Source organism: Sphingomicrobium marinum (assembly GCF_026157105.1).
Taxonomy (GTDB): domain Bacteria; phylum Pseudomonadota; class Alphaproteobacteria; order Sphingomonadales; family Sphingomonadaceae; genus Sphingomicrobium; species Sphingomicrobium marinum.
Map to the genome: position 1 here is coordinate 1129335 of NZ_JANPVQ010000001.1, position 16320 is coordinate 1145654.

Sequence of the window (16320 nt, forward strand, 5' to 3'; positions counted from 1 at the left end):
GGCCTTCCCACCATGAGCGAACATAAGGCCTTCGCATCGCTGTCGTCCGGGTTGCTCGCCCGCAAGGGTGACGCGCGTCCTGCCATGCGCCGCCAGAGCTTTGGCGAGATGGGGCAGGGGCTCGACGATCTCGGCTGGAACGACATGGGCGAAGAAACGCCCGCACCCGGCGAAGAATCAGCAGACACCGCGCCGCGTCCCGGCTTCGTCCAGGGTCGCTACGACGATGGCGACGATAACGACAAGGGCGTGCTCGCCGCGCTGGGCCCGCTTGCCGGCCTCAGCGCAGCCAAGGCCGTCCAGGATCACATCCAGTCTGAATCGCAGCAGGCCAACTCGGTCCGCGAACAGCAGGCTGACATCATGAAGCACTTCGCTGTTTCGGATGACGAAGCCTGGTGTGACGGCGAAGACTATATCGACGAGACCGCTGAAGAGTGGGATCCCGAGGCGGAAGATGCCGGCGGCAACGCCTTCAACGAGCATAAGGGCATCGCCAAGGACTATTCGGCCCACAAGGACATGGCCGATCTCGATCCGATGCAGCTCGCCGAACCGACCGAGGCGCCCGCAGGTTTCGTGCCCTTTGCGGCGCAGGAAGACGAACCCGAAGCTGTCGAAGACACGCCCGTCGTCGACGAAGCGCCCGCTGACATCAGCGAAGGGCCGCCCGTGCAGGACATGGCCGACGAAGCGTTCGATGCTGCAGCCGATGAAGTCACGCAGGTCGACACGTTCGAAGAGGACGAAGAGGCCGCCTTTGCCGCTGAGACGGAAGAAGTTGTCGCCGAGACCCACGACGATGTCACGGTGGACGAAGGCGACGAAGAGCCCGCCGCGCATGAATCGACGCTCTACGACCTCGAGTTCGTCGGCGATATCGCCGAAGACGAGGACGCCGTTGCCGAACATGGCGCGATCATCGACCAGCCTGTCGATGAAGCCGACGACAAGGTGCCCTTCGATCTGCCAGAGGCCGCCGAGATCGAAGCGGTTGAAGACGTCAGCGGAGCCGAAGAGGAGCCGCTCGAACTCACCGACACTGTCGAGGAAGAGGAAGATGCGCTTGAACTGACCGACGCCATTGAGGCAGAGGACGACGCGCTCGAACTCACCGACGCGATCGAGGACGAAAAGGACGAGGATACGCTCGCGGCCCAAGCCGACGAAGAGGACGAACTCGTTCTCGACGCGCCGGCCGACGCGAAGACCGAAATGGTCGATCCGTTCGCGAACGCCGACGAAAGCGTCGACGATGTAGCGATCACGCCTGCCGCAGAACCGGCGGTCGAGATCAGCAAGGTCGTGCCGCTTTCCGCGCCGGTGCGCCCGCGCCGTCCGCGCGCCGCCGCCGGCAGCAAGGAAAAGGCTGCCTTCACGCTGCGTCTCGACAAGGAACGCCATCTCAAGCTGCGCCTCGCGAGCGCCCTGACCGGGCAATCGTCGCAGAAACTGCTGGTCGAGGCGCTCGACCGGATGCTCGCCGACATGCCGGAACTGGACACCATTTCGAACAAAGAGGTCGGCTGAAACGACAGATAATATCAGAGGAAATGACGCATTAGGGGATACGCATCATGACCATTCGTAACGCGAAACACATTGCCGGAGCCATTGTCCTGACCGCAGGACTGTCGGCTTGCGCAACACCGGGGCCCAACGCTTCGATCTTCGGATCGAAGGTGGCTCATGACGAAATCGGCCTTGCGACGCGGGCCCAGGCAGCGCTGGTGCAGGGCGAAGTCGAGACCGCGATCCATTATGCCGAAAAAGCTGTCGCAGGCAGCCCGAACGATGCGGGTTTCCGTACGCTTCTGGGCAACGCCTATTTCGCTGCCGGGCGCTTTGCTTCGGCGGACCAGGCCTATGCCGATTCGCTCAGCATCATGCCGGCCCAGCCGCAGACCATCCTGAAGCGTTCGCTTGTCATGATCGCGCAGGGCCGCGGCGATGCCGCCGTCTCGCTGCTCGACACCGCGCGGGGCTATGTCAGCGAAAGCGATCGCGGCTTGGCGCTGGCGCTGGCCGGCCGTCACCAGTCGGCGATCTCGGTGCTCGATAATGCCGCGCGTAGCGCTTCGGGCGATGCGCGCACGCGTCAGAACCTGGCGCTTGCCTACGCGCTCAGCGGTGACTGGAACAATGCCCGCGCGATCGCCGCGCAGGATGTGCCCGCCGACCAGCTTGACGCGCGCCTCACGCAGTGGCGTGTGATGGCCACGCCGACGCACCAGTCGCAGCAGGTGGCCGCGCTGACCGGCGTAACGCCCGCCCAGATCGATCCCGGCCAGCCTACGCGTCTTGCATTGGCGCCGCAGGCGGATGCCGGCACGCAGATGGCTGCCGTCACGCTGCCGCCGGTCGCGCCGCAGGTCGGTCCGGTCATCTCGACGCCGCTTCGTGTCGAACAGTCGGTCGAAAAATTCGAAGTCGCAAACGTGGAAACGAACCGCGAGTTTGCCGAGCGTCCCGCCGCCAATGTCCGCGTGACGGATATTCCGGTGATCGATGGCGAATTCCAGGAAATCGAAGAAGTTGCGCCGCAGCCTGTTGAAGCTGCGCCCGCGCCGTCGATCATGACGCCTGCCGATATCGCTGCAATGCCGGTGAAATTTGCTGAGGCCAAGACCGCGCCGAGCGCAGGCTTGTCGAGCGATGCGACCCGCTTCACCCAGTCGGCTGCCAGCATCACCGCTGCTGCCGAAGCGCTCAAGGGCGAATCGAAGATCGTCGTCCAGCTCGGCGCTTATTCCAAGCGCAGTCAGCTCGACATGGGTTGGGAAGTCAGCACCGCCAACTTCGCGCCGATCGGCGACTTCAAGCCGATGGCCGCGCGCACCGAAGTGGGCGGCAAAAAATATTACCGCCTTGCTGCCTGGGGCTTTGCAGGTGACGCCGAAGCGCGTGATTTCTGCATGAGCATCAAACAAGCCGGTGGCGAATGCTGGGTGCGCGAAGTCGCTGGCGACGCGCCGTTCAAGCTGGCCTCGCGCTAAGACAATCTAGTTTATCGTACGGGCCGTTGCCGATTTCTCGTCGGCGACGGCCCTTTTTTGTGACGTGACGAGGTCGAGCACGGCCATGCGAACGGCAACGCCCATTTCCACCTGCGTGGTGATTAATGATCGTTCGCTGTCCGCCAGGTCGCCGTCAATTTCTACGCCGCGGTTCATCGGGCCCGGATGCATGATGACGGCATCGGGCGCGGCCTTGGCAAAGCGCTCTCCCGTCAGGCCGTAGCGGCTGAGATATTCGCCCGGCGCATCGCCAAGCTCGCTTTCGAGGCGTTCGCGCTGCACGCGCAGCATCATCACGACGTCGGCGTCGGTGACCGCTTCGTCGATGCCGTCGGGCCCGTCATAATCGTCATGCATCAGCGCCGATGGGCCGGCCAGCCGCACTTCGGCGCCCATCCGTTCGAGCAGGGCGCGGGTCGAACTGGCAACGCGGCTGTGGCGAATGTCGCCGCAAATGGCGACCCGCAGGTTCTCGACCTTTCCGAAATGACGGCGGATGGTGGCGACGTCGAGCAGGCCCTGCGTCGGGTGCGAACCTGCGCCCGCACCGGCATTGACGACGGGCGCGTTCATCCATTCGGCAAGCTGCGCCGGCACATCGGGATCGCCGTGACGCACGATCAGCGCGTCGATCCGCATGGCGTCGATCGTCATCGCCGTATCGCGCAGGCTTTCCCCCTTCTTCACCGAGCTGGCATCGACCGGCATGGTCGTGACCATCGCGCCGAGGCGCTTGGCGGCAATATCGAAGCTTAGCAGCGTGCGCGTGCTGTTTTCGAAAAATGCAGTGACGACATTGATGCCCTTAAGGCGGTCATCGGCGGTGCGCACGGTGCGATTGAAGCGGAACCAGCGGTCGGCAGCGTCGAGCAGGTAGGTCAGCTGTTCGTCCGAGAGGTCCGAAGTCTTGAGTAGGTCCATGAGGTCGTTGCCTAGCTGTCGGAATCGAGATTGGCCAGCGCGTCAATCGCGCCCTGGAGGATATGCGCGGCGGCCATGGCATCGACCTTGTCGGCGCGTTTGGCGCGGCTGACATCGGCGTCGATCATCGCGCGCTCGACCGCCATCGTGGACCAGCGTTCGTCCCAGAGCAGGATCGGCAGCCCAAGCGGCGCGAGGTTGCGGGCAAAGGCGCGGGTCGACTGGGTGCGCGGGCTATCGGTGCCGTCCATGTTGAGCGGGAGGCCGATGACGAGCCCCCTGATGCCGTTGGCTTCGACGAAAGCGGTCAGCCCGCCCAGGTCCTTCTGGAATTTGGTGCGCTTTATCGTCTCGGAGGGACCGGCAAACGACCAGTTCGTATCGCAGGTCGCCAATCCGATCGTTTTCGTCCCGACATCGAGCCCGGCGAGCTTGCCTTCGCGGCAGTGCGCGAGGAATTCGGCGGGCGTCGTGTAGATCACTGCGCGCGTTCCCATGCTTCGCGGCGGCGATCGGCGTCGTAGCGGACATCGCCGTAGAACAGCGCATAATCGTAAACGTGATAATTGTTGCCCGGCAGCGTGTAGGGGCCAAGCTCGGGCACTTCGCCTGCCAGCGTGAGCAGTCCCTCATCGCACCGCGCGCGAACGGCGCCTTGCGCCAACGTCGCATTCTGCAAGCCATCGGTCGGCACCAGCGTGCCGCGACCGAGCGCGGGCTCTTCCGTCTCTTCGCCGCCGGTGATGGGATTGGTGCAGACCAGCCGCTCGCGCGAACGCAGCGGTTCGCTGCCGTTGCCCTCTTCCCAAGTGCGCATGAACAGGTTGGGATTGGCCGGATCGGCGAAGGTCAGCCAGGTCATGATGCACCCGCTTTCATCGCGGCGCGAACAGATTGCAGGCCCGGTCACGGCAACATCGACGGCGCGATCGATCGGCCAGCCGACGATATAGGCGGCGACCAATCGGTCAGAGATTTCGCTGCCCCGCGTCTTGAGGAGCCGCAGGAGATGAAGCGAGCCCTGGCTATGCCCGGCGAGTATGATCGGGCCTTCGGGGTTGGCGGCGAGAAAGGCGTCGAACGCTGTGCTCACATCCTCGAACGCAACATCGAGCGCTGACAGAGCATCGGGCTCGGTGCTCAGGAAGGCACCATAGGCGGCCTGGCGATAGCGCGGCGCCCAGACCTGTCCCATCGCGGCAAAGGCGCTGGCCTGCGACTGGATGAAGATGCGCGCGCGAAACGCTGCGTTGCCGTCGAGCTCGATTGGCGCGTTCCAGCGGTCGCGCTGCAAATAGGTCGTCGGGTGGACGTAGAATATGGCGGCTGGCGTCAGCTCGACAGGGTCGACCGCATCGTCGGTCATCACGTCGCTTTGGTCGAAGTCTGGGTGCGGCAGGAACTCGTTGGGCTCCCAGCCGATCAGTTCCTCACCGACGCCGGGCTTCACCAGCCAGTCGCTATCCTCGTCATAGAGCGGACGATCTTCTTCGGGCGGCGCGACGAATTCGACCGTCGGCATGGCCTGGTCGGCCAGGAGTTCATCGCCGTAGAGATAATATGCGGTCACGCCCCCCACCACGAGCACGGTGAGGAGAGCGATGATGCCGAGAAATATTCGCGCTGCCATGGAGTGCCGCCTAGCCGCGTGTGCATTGCACTGCAACATCGCTTGAAGGGCTCAGGCGTTGGCGCTAGGGAACCGCGCATGTCCGTTACACTCGAAGACGTGCGCCACATCGCCAATCTGGCGCGCATCAATCTTTCCGATGAAGAAGCCAGCAGGCTGCTTCCCGAACTCAACAATATACTCGGCTGGGTCGAACAGCTGGGCGAGGTCGACACTGACGGCGTCGAGCCGCTCACCGCGGTCATCGAGCAGAAGATGCGGCTGCGCGACGATGTCGTCAACGACGGCAATGTTCGCGACAAGGTGTTGTCGAACGCGCCCGATGCGCAGCACGGCTTCTTCGCCGTCCCGAAGGTGATCGAATAGTGAGCCTGACGACCAAGACCATCGCCGAGCTTCGCGACGGCTTTCGCGCCGGCGACTTTAGCGCGCGAGAAATCGCGGAAGAGTATAACGCTGCGGTCGAGGCCGCTGATACGCTCAACGCCTACCTAGTGAAGACACCCGAGCTGGCGCTGGAGGCCGCCGAAGCGGCGGACAAGGCGCGCCAGTCGGACGACCTCAAGCCACTATCGGGCATCCCGCTGGGCATGAAGGATCTCTTCGCGACCGAAGGCGTCACCACGTCGGCTGGCTCGCGCATGCTGAGCAGCTTCAAGCCGCCATACGAAAGCACGGTGTCCGCCAACCTCAAGGCGGCGGGCGCGGGGATGCTGGGCAAGCTCAACATGGACGAATTCGCCATGGGCTCGTCTAACGAAACCTGCGCGCATGGGCCGGTTATCTCGCCGTGGCGGCGCGATGGCTCCAACGCCGCGATTACGCCGGGCGGCTCGTCGGGTGGTTCGGCCAGCGCCGTCTCCGGGCGCATCGCGCCGGGGGCGACAGGGACCGATACGGGCGGCTCGATCCGCCAGCCTGCAGCCTTTACCGGCATTTGCGGCATCAAGCCGACCTATGGGCGCTGCTCGCGCTGGGGCATTGTCGCATTTGCCAGCTCGCTCGACCAGGCGGGGCCGATGGCGCGGACGGTACGCGATTGCGCTATTATGCTCGAAGCGATGTGCGGGTTCGATCCCAAGGATTCGACCTCGCTCGATGTCGACGTGCCGCAGTGGGAAGCGGGGCTTTCCGCGGATCTCAAGGGCAAGAAAGTAGGTATTCCGCGCGAATATCGCATCGACGGCACACCCGCCGAGATCGATGCGCTGTGGGACCAGGGAGTCGAATGGCTACGCGATGCGGGTGCCGAGCCGGTCGAGATTTCGCTACCGCACACGCAATATGCGCTGCCGACATATTACATCATCGCACCCGCTGAAGCCTCGTCCAATCTCGCCCGCTATGACGGCGTGCGCTACGGGCTGCGCGAGACGGTCGAAGGCGGCGGCCTGCACGACATGTACAAGCAGACGCGCGAGGACGGCTTCGGCGATGAAGTGAAGCGCCGCATCATGATCGGCACCTACGTGCTGAGCGCGGGCTATTACGACGCCTATTTCACCAAGGCGCAGAAGGTCCGCACGCTGATCAAGCAGGATTTCCGCAAAGCTTTCGAGGAGTGCGACCTGATCCTGACGCCGACCGCGCCGAGCGCCGCCTTCGGCCTTGGCGAGAAAAGCGACGACCCCATCGCCATGTATCTCAATGACGTGTTCGCGGTGCCCGCATCGCTCGCCGGCCTGCCCGCGATGAGCGTGCCTGGCGGCACTGACGGCGACGGCCTGCCGCTTGGCCTGCACCTCATTGGCAACGAGCTCGACGAGCAGACTGTCCTCAACGCGGGCCTCGCCATCGAGGAACGCGCCCCGACCATCGAATTGCCGGAGAAGTGGTGGTGATTGATAGCGACGAATTTGCCGAGCTTAAAAGGCGAGTTCGGAGGCTAGAGCTCTATTCGCAAGAGCATGCCGATCAATTGATTGAGGCCCTCGACGAGCGAGAAGATGACAAGCGTCGCGCACGTTGGGGCTACCTTGATCTCTTGATGCTGGGAGTTTCGCTCGTGGCTTCATTTTACGTATCTGAAAATGTGCTCGGGTTAGAAGGATTATTGCATTTTTTAGTAGGCTTCGTTGGCTTCTTTCTGATTTTTGGCTTTCATCTCAAAATCACTGAAAAGGATCGAGAACGCCAAGGTAAGGCGCAGCGGTCACTACCAATCTGGAAGTATCGGAATGACTGACTATCGCATCAAAGGCGCTTCGGGCGAGTATGAGGTCGTGATCGGCCTTGAGGTCCATGCGCAGGTCACGACCGCGGCCAAGCTGTTTTCGGGCGCGGCGACCGCGTTTGGCGCCGAGCCCAATACGCAGGTCAGCCTCGTCGATGCGGCGATGCCCGGCATGCTGCCAGTGCCCAATCGCGAATGCATCCGCCAGGCGGTGCGTACCGGCATGGCGATCGAGGCCAAGATCAACAAATGGTCCCGCTTCGACCGCAAGAATTATTTCTATGCCGACCTGCCGCAGGGCTACCAGATTTCGCAACTCTACCACCCGCTGGTAGGCGAAGGCGAAATCACCGTCAGCCCCGATGAAAAGAAGCCCGACCAGACCAAGACGATCGGGGTCGAGCGCATCCATGTCGAACAGGATGCGGGCAAGCTGATGCACGATCAGCACCCCACCATGTCCTATGTCGATCTCAATCGTTCGGGCGTGGCGCTGATGGAAATCGTGTCCAAGCCGGACATGCGTTCGCCTGCAGAAGCAGGAGCTTATCTGCGTAAGCTGCGATCAATTCTTCGCTATGTCGGCAGCTGTGACGGCAATATGGAAGAAGGCTCGATGCGCGCCGACGTCAACGTGTCGGTGCGCAAGCCGGGCGGCGAGCTCGGCACCCGCACCGAGACCAAGAACGTCAATTCGGTCCGCTTCGTGATGCAGGTGATCGAGTATGAGGCCAAGCGCCAGGTCAAGCTGATCGAGGAAGGCGGCGAAGTCGCACAGGAAACGCGGTTGTTCGATCCCAACAAGGGCACGACGCGCACGCTGCGTTCGAAGGAAGACGCGCACGATTATCGCTACTTCCCCGATCCCGACCTGCTGCCGCTGGAACTGGATGACGCATTCCTCGAAGAATGCCGCGCCAGCCTGCCCGAACTGCCTGATGCCAAGCTCAAGCGCTTCGAGGACCTCGGCATCTCGCCCTACAACGCGGCTGTGCTGACCGCCGAAGTCGAAACTGCCAAATGGTTCGATCGCCTGCTGGATGCTGGTGCGGAGCCGGTCGCGGCGTCCAACTGGGCCAATTCGGTGATGCCGGGCATCCTCAATGCCAAGGAAATCGCGTTCGACGACGAGCGCAACACGCCCGAGGCCTCCGCGGAAATCCTCTCGATGGTCGACAAGGGCGACATCTCGAAGGGGCAGGCCAAGGAAGTCTTCGAAATCTACCTCGACGAAGGCGGCTCGCCCGCGAAAATCGTCGAAGACAAGGGCATGAAGCAGACCAGCGATACCGGCGCGATCGAAGCCGAGGTCGACAAGGTGCTCGAAGCCAATGCCGACAAGGTCGAGGAATATAAGGGCGGCAAGGAAGCGCTGTTCGGCTTCTTCGTCGGCCAGACGATGAAGGCCATGCGCGGCCAGGCCAACCCGCAGGTCGTCAACCAGATCCTGCGCGATAAACTCGGCGGCTAGACCGCCGCGATCAACGGAGAGAGCAATGCACAAGTCCCCCCTTCTCATGGCAGGCGCGGTGCTTGCTCTTTCGGCCTGTGCCAGCCAGAGCGCGCCCGAACCCGTTGCCGGTCTTCCTGTCCCGGGCGCGCCTGCGGCTGAAGCGGACGCGCCCGATCTTGTGGTCGTGATCAGCGTGGATTCGTTGTCGAGCCAGCTGCTCGAGGAATATCTGCCGCTGATGAACGGCGGCCTGTCGCGCCTGTCGCGCGAAGGGACGCTTTTCCTCAACGCCTACCAGGCGCACAGCATGACCGAGACGTGTCCCGGTCACGCCACGATCCTGACCGGGGCGCATCCTGCGCGTAGCGGCGTGATCGCCAACCGCTGGATCGATATCGATCGCCCCGCCGACGAGCGCGCCATCTATTGCGCCGAGGATCCCGACGCACCGGGCGATGACATGGTGATCAGCGCCTCGCCGCTAAAGGTGCCGACGCTCGGCGCCTACCTGAAAGCCGCGCATCCGGGATCGCGCAACGTCGCGATCGCCGGCAAGGACCGCGCCGCGGTCATGATGGGCGGCAAACAGGCCGATCAGCGCTGGTGGTGGGGCAATGAAGGCTGGATCAGCGACCTTCCCGGCCCGACCCCGCCGGTCGTTGCTGCCGCCACCATCGCGACGCAGCAGCTGATCGACGCCGGTTCGGCGGGTCTCGATATGACCGACTATTGCGACGCCAAACCCGAAGTCCTCGCCGAAGGCCAGTGGCGCGTGGGTGATGGCCGGCTTGGCTGGACAGCCGGCGACACGAGCGCATTCCGCCGCACCCCGGGCTATGACGGCGCGGTGCTGGCGCTGGGCGCGGCATTGATCGACGACATGCAACTGGGCAGGTCGAGCGATGCGCCCGACCTGATCTCGCTCGGTCTCAGCGCGACCGATTATGTCAGCCATGCCTATGGCCCCGACGGCGGCGAAGCGTGCCTGCAGATGTTCAGCCTCGATCGCAATCTCGCGGGCTTCCTCAACCTGCTTGATGCGCGCGAGCTCGATTATGCGGTGGTGCTGACCGCCGATCACGGTGCGCCGCATCTGCCCGAGCGCCTGGCGCTCCAAGGCATCGAAACAGGCCGGATGGCGCCCGATCTCAACAGCTCGGTCATTGCCGAGGTAGAAGCGCAGCTGCCCGAACTACCCGCCAACTGGGTCGCCGGCGATGCGCCCTACGACGTGTATGTCGCGCGCGACCTGGACGCCGGATTGCGCGCGCAGGCCATCGCGGCGCTCAAAGCTACCTATGCCGCGCATCCGCAGATCGAGGCAGTGTTCACGCGCGAGGAAATCGAAGCTACGCCGATGCCGACGGGCAACCCCGCGAACTGGACGTTGCTCCAGCGCAAGCGGGCGGGGCATGATCCCGAACGATCGGGCGATCTCGCCTTTGTCCTGACCGAATATCGCACCCCGATCGAGCGACCGGGACCCACCTTCATCTCGCACCATAGCAGCCCGTGGAACTATGATCGCCGTGTGCCGATCGCCTTCTACCGGCCGGGGCAGGCGCCGGTGAACCGACCCGACGTGGCGCGCACCATCGACATCCTGCCGACGCTTGCCGCGCACCTCGGTATTTCGCTGGGCGGGGCGCAGATCGATGGCGTGTGCCTTGACGGCGTGCACGGGAAACGCTGCGGCAACTAATAATTTACGCTTGAATATCAGGCTCTTCGCGCGCAGGGTCGCCCTTGCGTTCGCGGGAGATTGTCATGCGTCGCCTGTTCATTGCGTTTTTTCTGATGCTGGCGTTGTCGGCGTGCGTTTCCACACGTCAGGTCTCCGATGTCAATTTCACGCCGCCCGAAGGCGACTATTCGCTACTGGTGATGCGACCGCAGGTGGTCGTCGGGACGGTCACGACGGGCGGGCTAGTCGAGCCGCGCGCCGATTGGACCGAACAGGCACGCGGCCACCTTATCGACAGCTTGCGCGAACAGCAGGGCACGCGCGGCGGTCGTGTCCGGATTCTGGAAACGCGCGACGGGCTCGATGGCATCGATGCGGAGACGGTCGCGCAGCTCGAGCGGCTGCACAATGCCGTCGGCAACTCGATCGTGCTGCATCATTATTCCGGCTATCGGCTGCCCAACAAGCGTCGCCAAGGCCTGACCTATACGCTTGGTGACGGGGCGACGCGCTTTGGCGAGCAGGTAGGCTACGACTATGCGCTCTTCATGTATGCCGAGGACCGGCAGGTCGGTACTGGCCGCACGGCGATGCAGGTGCTGGGCGTGGCGGGGTGCTTTATCGGCTTTTGCGCACCCGCGATCGGCGGAGGCGGGCAGATCGCCTATGCGAGCCTGGTCGATCTCAAGACGGGCAAAGTGGTTTGGTTCAACCTCGTGCAGACCGGCAGCCAGATGGCCGGCATCAGCTTCGGCGATATCCGCACGCGCGAAGGAGCCGACCAGATGGTCGAGCGGCTGCTCGGGCGGATGAAGCCGGGCAAGGCGGTGTGCGATGCTCAATAGACGCCAGCTGCTTGCGACTGGCGCAGCGGGCGCCGCATTGATGGCCGCACCCGTGCCGGCGAGCGCGCGGATCAAACCCGAGGACATGGAAGCGCTGATCGGCCCCGGCTATCGCCCTACCGACCGCGACGAAATCGCGATGTGGGCGCAGATGGACCGCGTCGAAGAGGAGATTGCGGGCTCCAACCTGCTGATCGACGACCCGGCGCTCAATGATTATCTCAAAGGACTGATCCGCCGCGTCGGCGGTCCCGCGGCGGGCGACATACGCATTTACCTGGCGCGCGTACCCGAATTCAACGCGATGATGTTTCCGACGGGCTTCACCGTCTTCTTCTCGGGCCTGCTCCTGCGGATGCGCAACGAGGCGCAGCTTGCGGGCGTCATCGCGCACGAAAGCGCGCATTTCCTCCGCAAACACCAGATCCGCCAGTGGCGCTCGGTCAAGGCAAAGGCGGATGCCTTTGCCATCCTTGCGATAGGGGCGGGGGCGGTTGGCGGCGCGACGGGCAACTATTTCGGCGATCTGCTGCAGCTCGGGCAGTTCGCGACGATCCTTTCGATCCTGTCATACAGTCGCAAGCTGGAAGCCGAGGCCGATGCGATGGGCGCGCGGCTGTTGGCTGAAAACGGATATGACCCGATGGCGATGCCCGACACGTGGGAGCAATTGGTGGCCGAACTGGAAATGTCGGCCAGGGCGCGAGGGACGCGTCGCCATCGTCGCTTTGCAATGTTCGGCACGCACCCCAGCCCCGAGCGTCGCATGAAGGACCTGCGCGTCAGCGCCGCCGAACTGCGCGCCAAGCATTCGGACCTTGGTCTTTATCATCAGCGCTACGAAACCGCGCTCGCCGGACTTAGGCCATCGATGCTGGAAGACCAGGTCAAGCTCAACGATCCGGGCGCCAGCCAATATGTCGTCGAGACGCTGGCGAAAGACGGCTGGACCGGACCCTTGCGCTATGCCGAAGCCGAAGTCTGGCGACTACGCGGCCGCGACGGCGACTTCGAACGGGCAGCGCAGGGCTACGAGGTTGCCGTCCAATATGACGATGTCCCGGTCGAGGCCTGGCGCTGGCACGGGATCGCGCTGCGCCGGCAGCAGCGCATGTCCGAAGCCTATGACGCATTGTCCACCTATTTGCGCCTCGCCCCCGATGCGCCCGACGCCGAAATGGTGCGCGCCATGTTGCCGCGCGTGGAGGTACTGTGATGCGTTTGATCGTGCTTATCATTGTTAGCCTGCTTCTGGGCGCCTGCGCCTCTGGCGGTGGCGGCGGTTTCGGCAATGCGGCATTCCGTCTGGTCGAGGCGCGCGAACACAAGGTCGGCAACGATCGCATGGCGGTGACGCCGCCGCGCGAGTGGAATCGCATGACGAGCCGGGTCTTCCGCGATGTCCGCGAGGTCGAGGATTGGACGCTGAACGGACCCTATCTCGATACGCTCAGCTTCGTATCGGGTCTCAAGGACGGCAGGAGCCTCGTCTACCAGCGCAAGAAGGACATCCGGCAGGTCCCGCCCTTCGACAAGCAGATGACCGGGTTCGAGATCGCGGCGATGCTCGAGAGCTATTATCGCGGCCGCGCCGGTGCGCTGCAGTTCGACACCACCAATCTGGCTCCGCGTGATTTCATGGGCGCGCAGGGCTTCCAGCATGATTTCGAGTATCTGTCGGGCGATGAATTATGGCGGCGGGGCAGGGCGGTCGGTGCGGTCATCGACGAGCGGCTCTACCTCATCCTGCTCGATGGCGCGCGCCAGCACTATTTCGACGAGGCGCTGCCCGATTTCGAAGCCATGGTGGCAAGCGCGCGGCTCACCAAGTAGGCGATTCGTCGGGCTGGCCGCCCGATCTCTCGAATTTCGCGGCATTTTTTGCCATTCACGCTTGTGCTGGCAGCCACGATTGCTATACGCCGCGCACCTTTAGAAGAGCGTCCGCGCGCGTGGCGGAACTGGTAGACGCGCATGGTTTAGGTCCATGTATCGCAAGATGTGGGGGTTCGATTCCCTCCGCGCGCACCATTCGCATGGTGAATTGGCGCTGTAACGATTTGAAAAGACACGGGAACGACAAGTGGCAATCAAAACCGTCGAGACGGAAAACAAGGGCCTCAAACGGGCCTACGAAGTAACCATTCCGGCCAAGGACATCCAGGCCAAGGTTGATGCAGAAGTGAAGCGGATCGCGCCGCAGGTGCGCATGCCCGGCTTCCGTCCCGGCAAGGTGCCGCCCAACCTGATCAAGAAAATGCACGGCGAAGCGCTTCATGGCGACGCGCTTAACAATGCAGTGCAGACCGCGGTGCAGGACCTGCTCGCCGAACAGAAGCTGCGTCCCGCGATGCAGCCCGAGGTCAAGCTCGACGAGAAGTATGAGCAGGGCAAGGATGCCAAGCTCGATGTCAGCCTCGAAGCGCTGCCCAATATTGACGCTCCCGAGATCAAGGACCTCAAGCTCGACCGCCTCAACGTCGAAGTCGAAGACAAGGTCGTCGATGAGCGGCTCGAGCAGATGGCCAAGGGCCAGAAGAGCTGGAAGAAGGCGCCCAAGACCAAGAAGGCCGGCAAGGGCGACCTGCTGGTCATGGACTTCGTCGGCAAGAAGGACGGCGAAGCGTTCGAAGGCGGCACCGCTAACGATATGGAAATCGAACTGGGCTCGGGTCGCCTGATCCCGGGCTTCGAAGACCAGATCGAAGGCATGAAGGCGGGCGACGAGCGCACCATCGAAGTCACCTTCCCCGAAGACTATCCGTCGAAGGATCTCGCCGGGCAGAAGGCCGAATTCGACATCACCGCCAAGGAAGTGAAAGTCGAAACCGAAACCAAGGTCGACGACGACTTTGCCAAGAACATGGGCCTTACCGACCTTGAACAGCTCAAGGGCCTCCTGAAGGCGCAGGTCGAGGAAGAGCTCAACGGTCTCACCCGCACGCAGATGAAACGCCAGCTGCTCGACAAGCTGGCCGGTGACCATGATTTCGAGGTCCCGCCGTCGATGGTCGATGCGGAATACGAGAACATCATGAACCAGCTCCGCCACGAAGCGACCCATGAGGAAGATTCAGAAGCCGCGCTGAAGGAAATCGAAGCCGAAGCAGACGACTATAAGACGATCGCCGAGCGCCGCGTGCGCCTTGGCCTTCTGCTCTCGGAGATTGGTCAGGCCAACGGCATCGAAGTTTCGCAGCAGGAAATGACCCGGCTGATCCAGCAGGCTGCGCAGCAATACGCTCCGCAGCAGCGCGAACAGTTCGTCAAGTACATCCAGGAAAATCCGATGGCGGCCGCGCAGCTGCGTGCCCCGCTCTATGAGGACAAGGTCGTCGACTATCTGTTCGACAAGGCGAAGATCACCGACAAGACGGTGACCCGCGAAGAGCTCGAAGCTGCGATCGAGGCGGAAGAGGCTGCGCCTGCCAAGAAGTCGACCAAGAAGAAGGCGAGCAAGTCGCCGGCCAAGAAAGCGGCAAAGCCTGCCGTCAAAAAGCCTGCGGCCAAGAAGGCCACGGCGAAAAAAGCCGCAGAAAAGAAACCTGCTGCTAAGAAGTCGCCTGCTAAGAAGACGGCAGCCAAGAAGCCGGCCGCCAAGAAGAAGGCCCCGGCAAAGGCAAAATAATTTGGCTTGATCGGGGAGGGGCTAATGCAGGTCGCAGTCTTGCTGCCATGCTATAACGAGGAAGCGGCGATCGCCGAAACGATCGCCGGTTTCAAAAAGCACCTCCCCGACGCCACCATCTACGTCTTCGATAATAATTCGAAGGATCGCACGGTCGAGATCGCCGCAGCGAATGGCGCGGTGGTGCGCAGCGTCGTCCAGCAGGGCAAGGGCAATGTGGTGCGTCGCATGTTCGCCGACATCGATGCCGACGTCTATGTGATGGCCGATGGCGACCTCACCTATGATCCGGCGGCGGCGCCCGACATGGTCCGCCTGCTTTGGGACCGCCAGCTCGACATGGTCGTCGGCACGCGCCACCACGAAGCCGAAGAGGCATATCGCGGCGGGCATGTGCTCGGAAACAAGGCATTCACCAGCCTGCTGGCGTGGTTGTTCGGTCGCAGCTTTTCCGACATCTTCAGCGGCTACCGCGCCTTTTCAAAGCGCTACGCCAAAAGCTTCCCGGCGCTTTCGGCAGGGTTCGAAACCGAAACCGAGATGAGCGTGCATGCGCTGGAACTCAGGATGCCGACCGGCGAAGTCGCGACCAGATATGGGGCGCGTCCCGAAGGGTCCGAGAGCAAGCTCAACACCTTCCGCGACGGCTGGCGTATCCTCAAGACGATCGGCCGCCTCTTCCGGGTCGAAAAACCGCGCGAATTCTACGGCACGCTCGCGCTGGCGATCCAGGTCGCCGCGATCATCCTCGCCGTACCGTTGTTCATTACCTATCTCGAAACAGGGCAGGTGCCGCGGTTTCCGACGGCAATCCTGGTGACCGGGATGAGCATCGTTGCCGTGCTGACCTTCTTTGCCGGGCTCACGATCGCCGCGATTTCCCGCCAGCGGCAGGAAATGCGCAGGCTTGCTTATCTCGCCCTTCCTGCTCCGGGGCAGTCGACGCCAAAATAAGCACAAGCGACGGGT

The 16320-nt window shown here is 63.1% G+C and carries 15 protein-coding genes and 1 tRNA gene; 13 read left to right on the plus strand and 3 right to left on the minus strand.

Features of this window, described 5'->3' with window-relative positions; translation table 11 throughout:
- The first annotated feature begins 12 nt into the window (after positions 1-12).
- Together NUX07_RS05730 and NUX07_RS05735 are read left to right on the plus strand one after the other, a co-directional pair.
- A complete protein-coding gene (locus NUX07_RS05730; protein WP_265530808.1) occupies positions 13-1530 on the plus strand; it encodes a hypothetical protein in 1518 nt (505 codons plus the stop codon).
- Between the two features lie 47 nt (positions 1531-1577).
- A complete protein-coding gene (locus NUX07_RS05735; protein ID WP_265529532.1) occupies positions 1578-2996 on the plus strand; it encodes a tetratricopeptide repeat protein in 1419 nt (472 codons plus the stop codon).
- 6 nt (positions 2997-3002) lie between these two features.
- Here NUX07_RS05735 and NUX07_RS05740 read toward each other — a convergent pair whose 3' ends face one another.
- Genes NUX07_RS05740 through NUX07_RS05750 form a run of 3 tightly spaced genes read right to left on the minus strand, consistent with a single transcriptional unit; the run spans position 3003 to position 5568 of the window.
- Positions 3003-3938, minus strand: a complete 936-nt coding sequence (locus tag NUX07_RS05740) for an aspartate carbamoyltransferase catalytic subunit (RefSeq protein WP_265529534.1) — start codon at positions 3936-3938, stop codon at positions 3003-3005.
- Positions 3939-3949: 11 nt separating this feature from the next.
- On the minus strand, positions 3950-4435 hold the full coding sequence (gene ruvX, locus NUX07_RS05745) for a Holliday junction resolvase RuvX (protein ID WP_265529536.1): 486 nt from the start codon (positions 4433-4435) through the stop codon (positions 3950-3952).
- The gene (locus NUX07_RS05750) at positions 4417-5568 is read right to left on the minus strand and encodes a DUF3089 domain-containing protein (RefSeq protein ID WP_265529537.1); all 1152 of its coding nucleotides are present in this window, start codon (positions 5566-5568) and stop codon (positions 4417-4419) included. The genes ruvX and NUX07_RS05750 overlap by 19 nt, the downstream gene beginning before the upstream one ends.
- Positions 5569-5646: 78 nt before the next feature.
- On the opposite strand from NUX07_RS05750, the gene gatC reads away from it, so the two are divergent.
- The 11 genes from gatC (at position 5647) to NUX07_RS05805 (ending at position 16305) form a co-directional block, all read left to right on the plus strand.
- On the plus strand, positions 5647-5934 hold the full coding sequence (gene gatC / locus NUX07_RS05755; RefSeq protein WP_265529538.1) for an Asp-tRNA(Asn)/Glu-tRNA(Gln) amidotransferase subunit GatC: 288 nt from the start codon (positions 5647-5649) through the stop codon (positions 5932-5934).
- Positions 5931-7409, plus strand: coding sequence for an Asp-tRNA(Asn)/Glu-tRNA(Gln) amidotransferase subunit GatA (gene gatA / locus NUX07_RS05760; protein WP_265530758.1), 1479 nt, complete (start codon positions 5931-5933; stop codon positions 7407-7409). Before gatC ends, gatA begins: the two co-directional genes overlap by 4 nt.
- Complete coding sequence (locus NUX07_RS05765) at positions 7406-7753, plus strand: hypothetical protein (RefSeq protein ID WP_265529539.1); 348 nt, start codon at positions 7406-7408, stop codon at positions 7751-7753. Before gatA ends, NUX07_RS05765 begins: the two co-directional genes overlap by 4 nt.
- Positions 7746-9212: an Asp-tRNA(Asn)/Glu-tRNA(Gln) amidotransferase subunit GatB gene (gene gatB, locus NUX07_RS05770; protein ID WP_265529541.1), complete on the plus strand. Its 1467-nt coding sequence runs from the start codon at positions 7746-7748 to the stop codon at positions 9210-9212. The genes NUX07_RS05765 and gatB overlap by 8 nt, the downstream gene beginning before the upstream one ends.
- Positions 9213-9237: 25 nt before the next feature.
- The gene (locus NUX07_RS05775; RefSeq protein ID WP_265529542.1) at positions 9238-10896 is read left to right on the plus strand and encodes an alkaline phosphatase family protein; all 1659 of its coding nucleotides are present in this window, start codon (positions 9238-9240) and stop codon (positions 10894-10896) included.
- 65 nt (positions 10897-10961) lie between these two features.
- Positions 10962-11723 (plus strand): hypothetical protein, encoded by a 762-nt coding sequence (locus NUX07_RS05780; RefSeq protein WP_265529544.1) that lies wholly within the window; start codon positions 10962-10964, stop codon positions 11721-11723.
- A complete protein-coding gene (locus tag NUX07_RS05785) occupies positions 11713-12939 on the plus strand; it encodes a M48 family metallopeptidase (RefSeq protein WP_265529546.1) in 1227 nt (408 codons plus the stop codon). Before NUX07_RS05780 ends, NUX07_RS05785 begins: the two co-directional genes overlap by 11 nt.
- 11 nt (positions 12940-12950) lie before the next feature.
- On the plus strand, positions 12951-13556 hold the full coding sequence (locus NUX07_RS05790; protein WP_265529549.1) for a hypothetical protein: 606 nt from the start codon (positions 12951-12953) through the stop codon (positions 13554-13556).
- 113 nt (positions 13557-13669) lie between these two features.
- A tRNA-Leu gene (locus NUX07_RS05795) sits at positions 13670-13754 on the plus strand.
- Positions 13755-13812: 58 nt separating this feature from the next.
- Positions 13813-15351, plus strand: a complete 1539-nt coding sequence (gene tig / locus NUX07_RS05800) for a trigger factor (protein ID WP_265530759.1) — start codon at positions 13813-13815, stop codon at positions 15349-15351.
- A gap of 24 nt (positions 15352-15375) precedes the next feature.
- Positions 15376-16305 carry a glycosyltransferase gene (locus NUX07_RS05805; protein ID WP_265529551.1) on the plus strand — a complete coding sequence of 310 codons (930 nt, stop codon included), beginning with the start codon at positions 15376-15378 and terminating at the stop codon, positions 16303-16305.
- Positions 16306-16320: the final 15 nt, after the last annotated feature.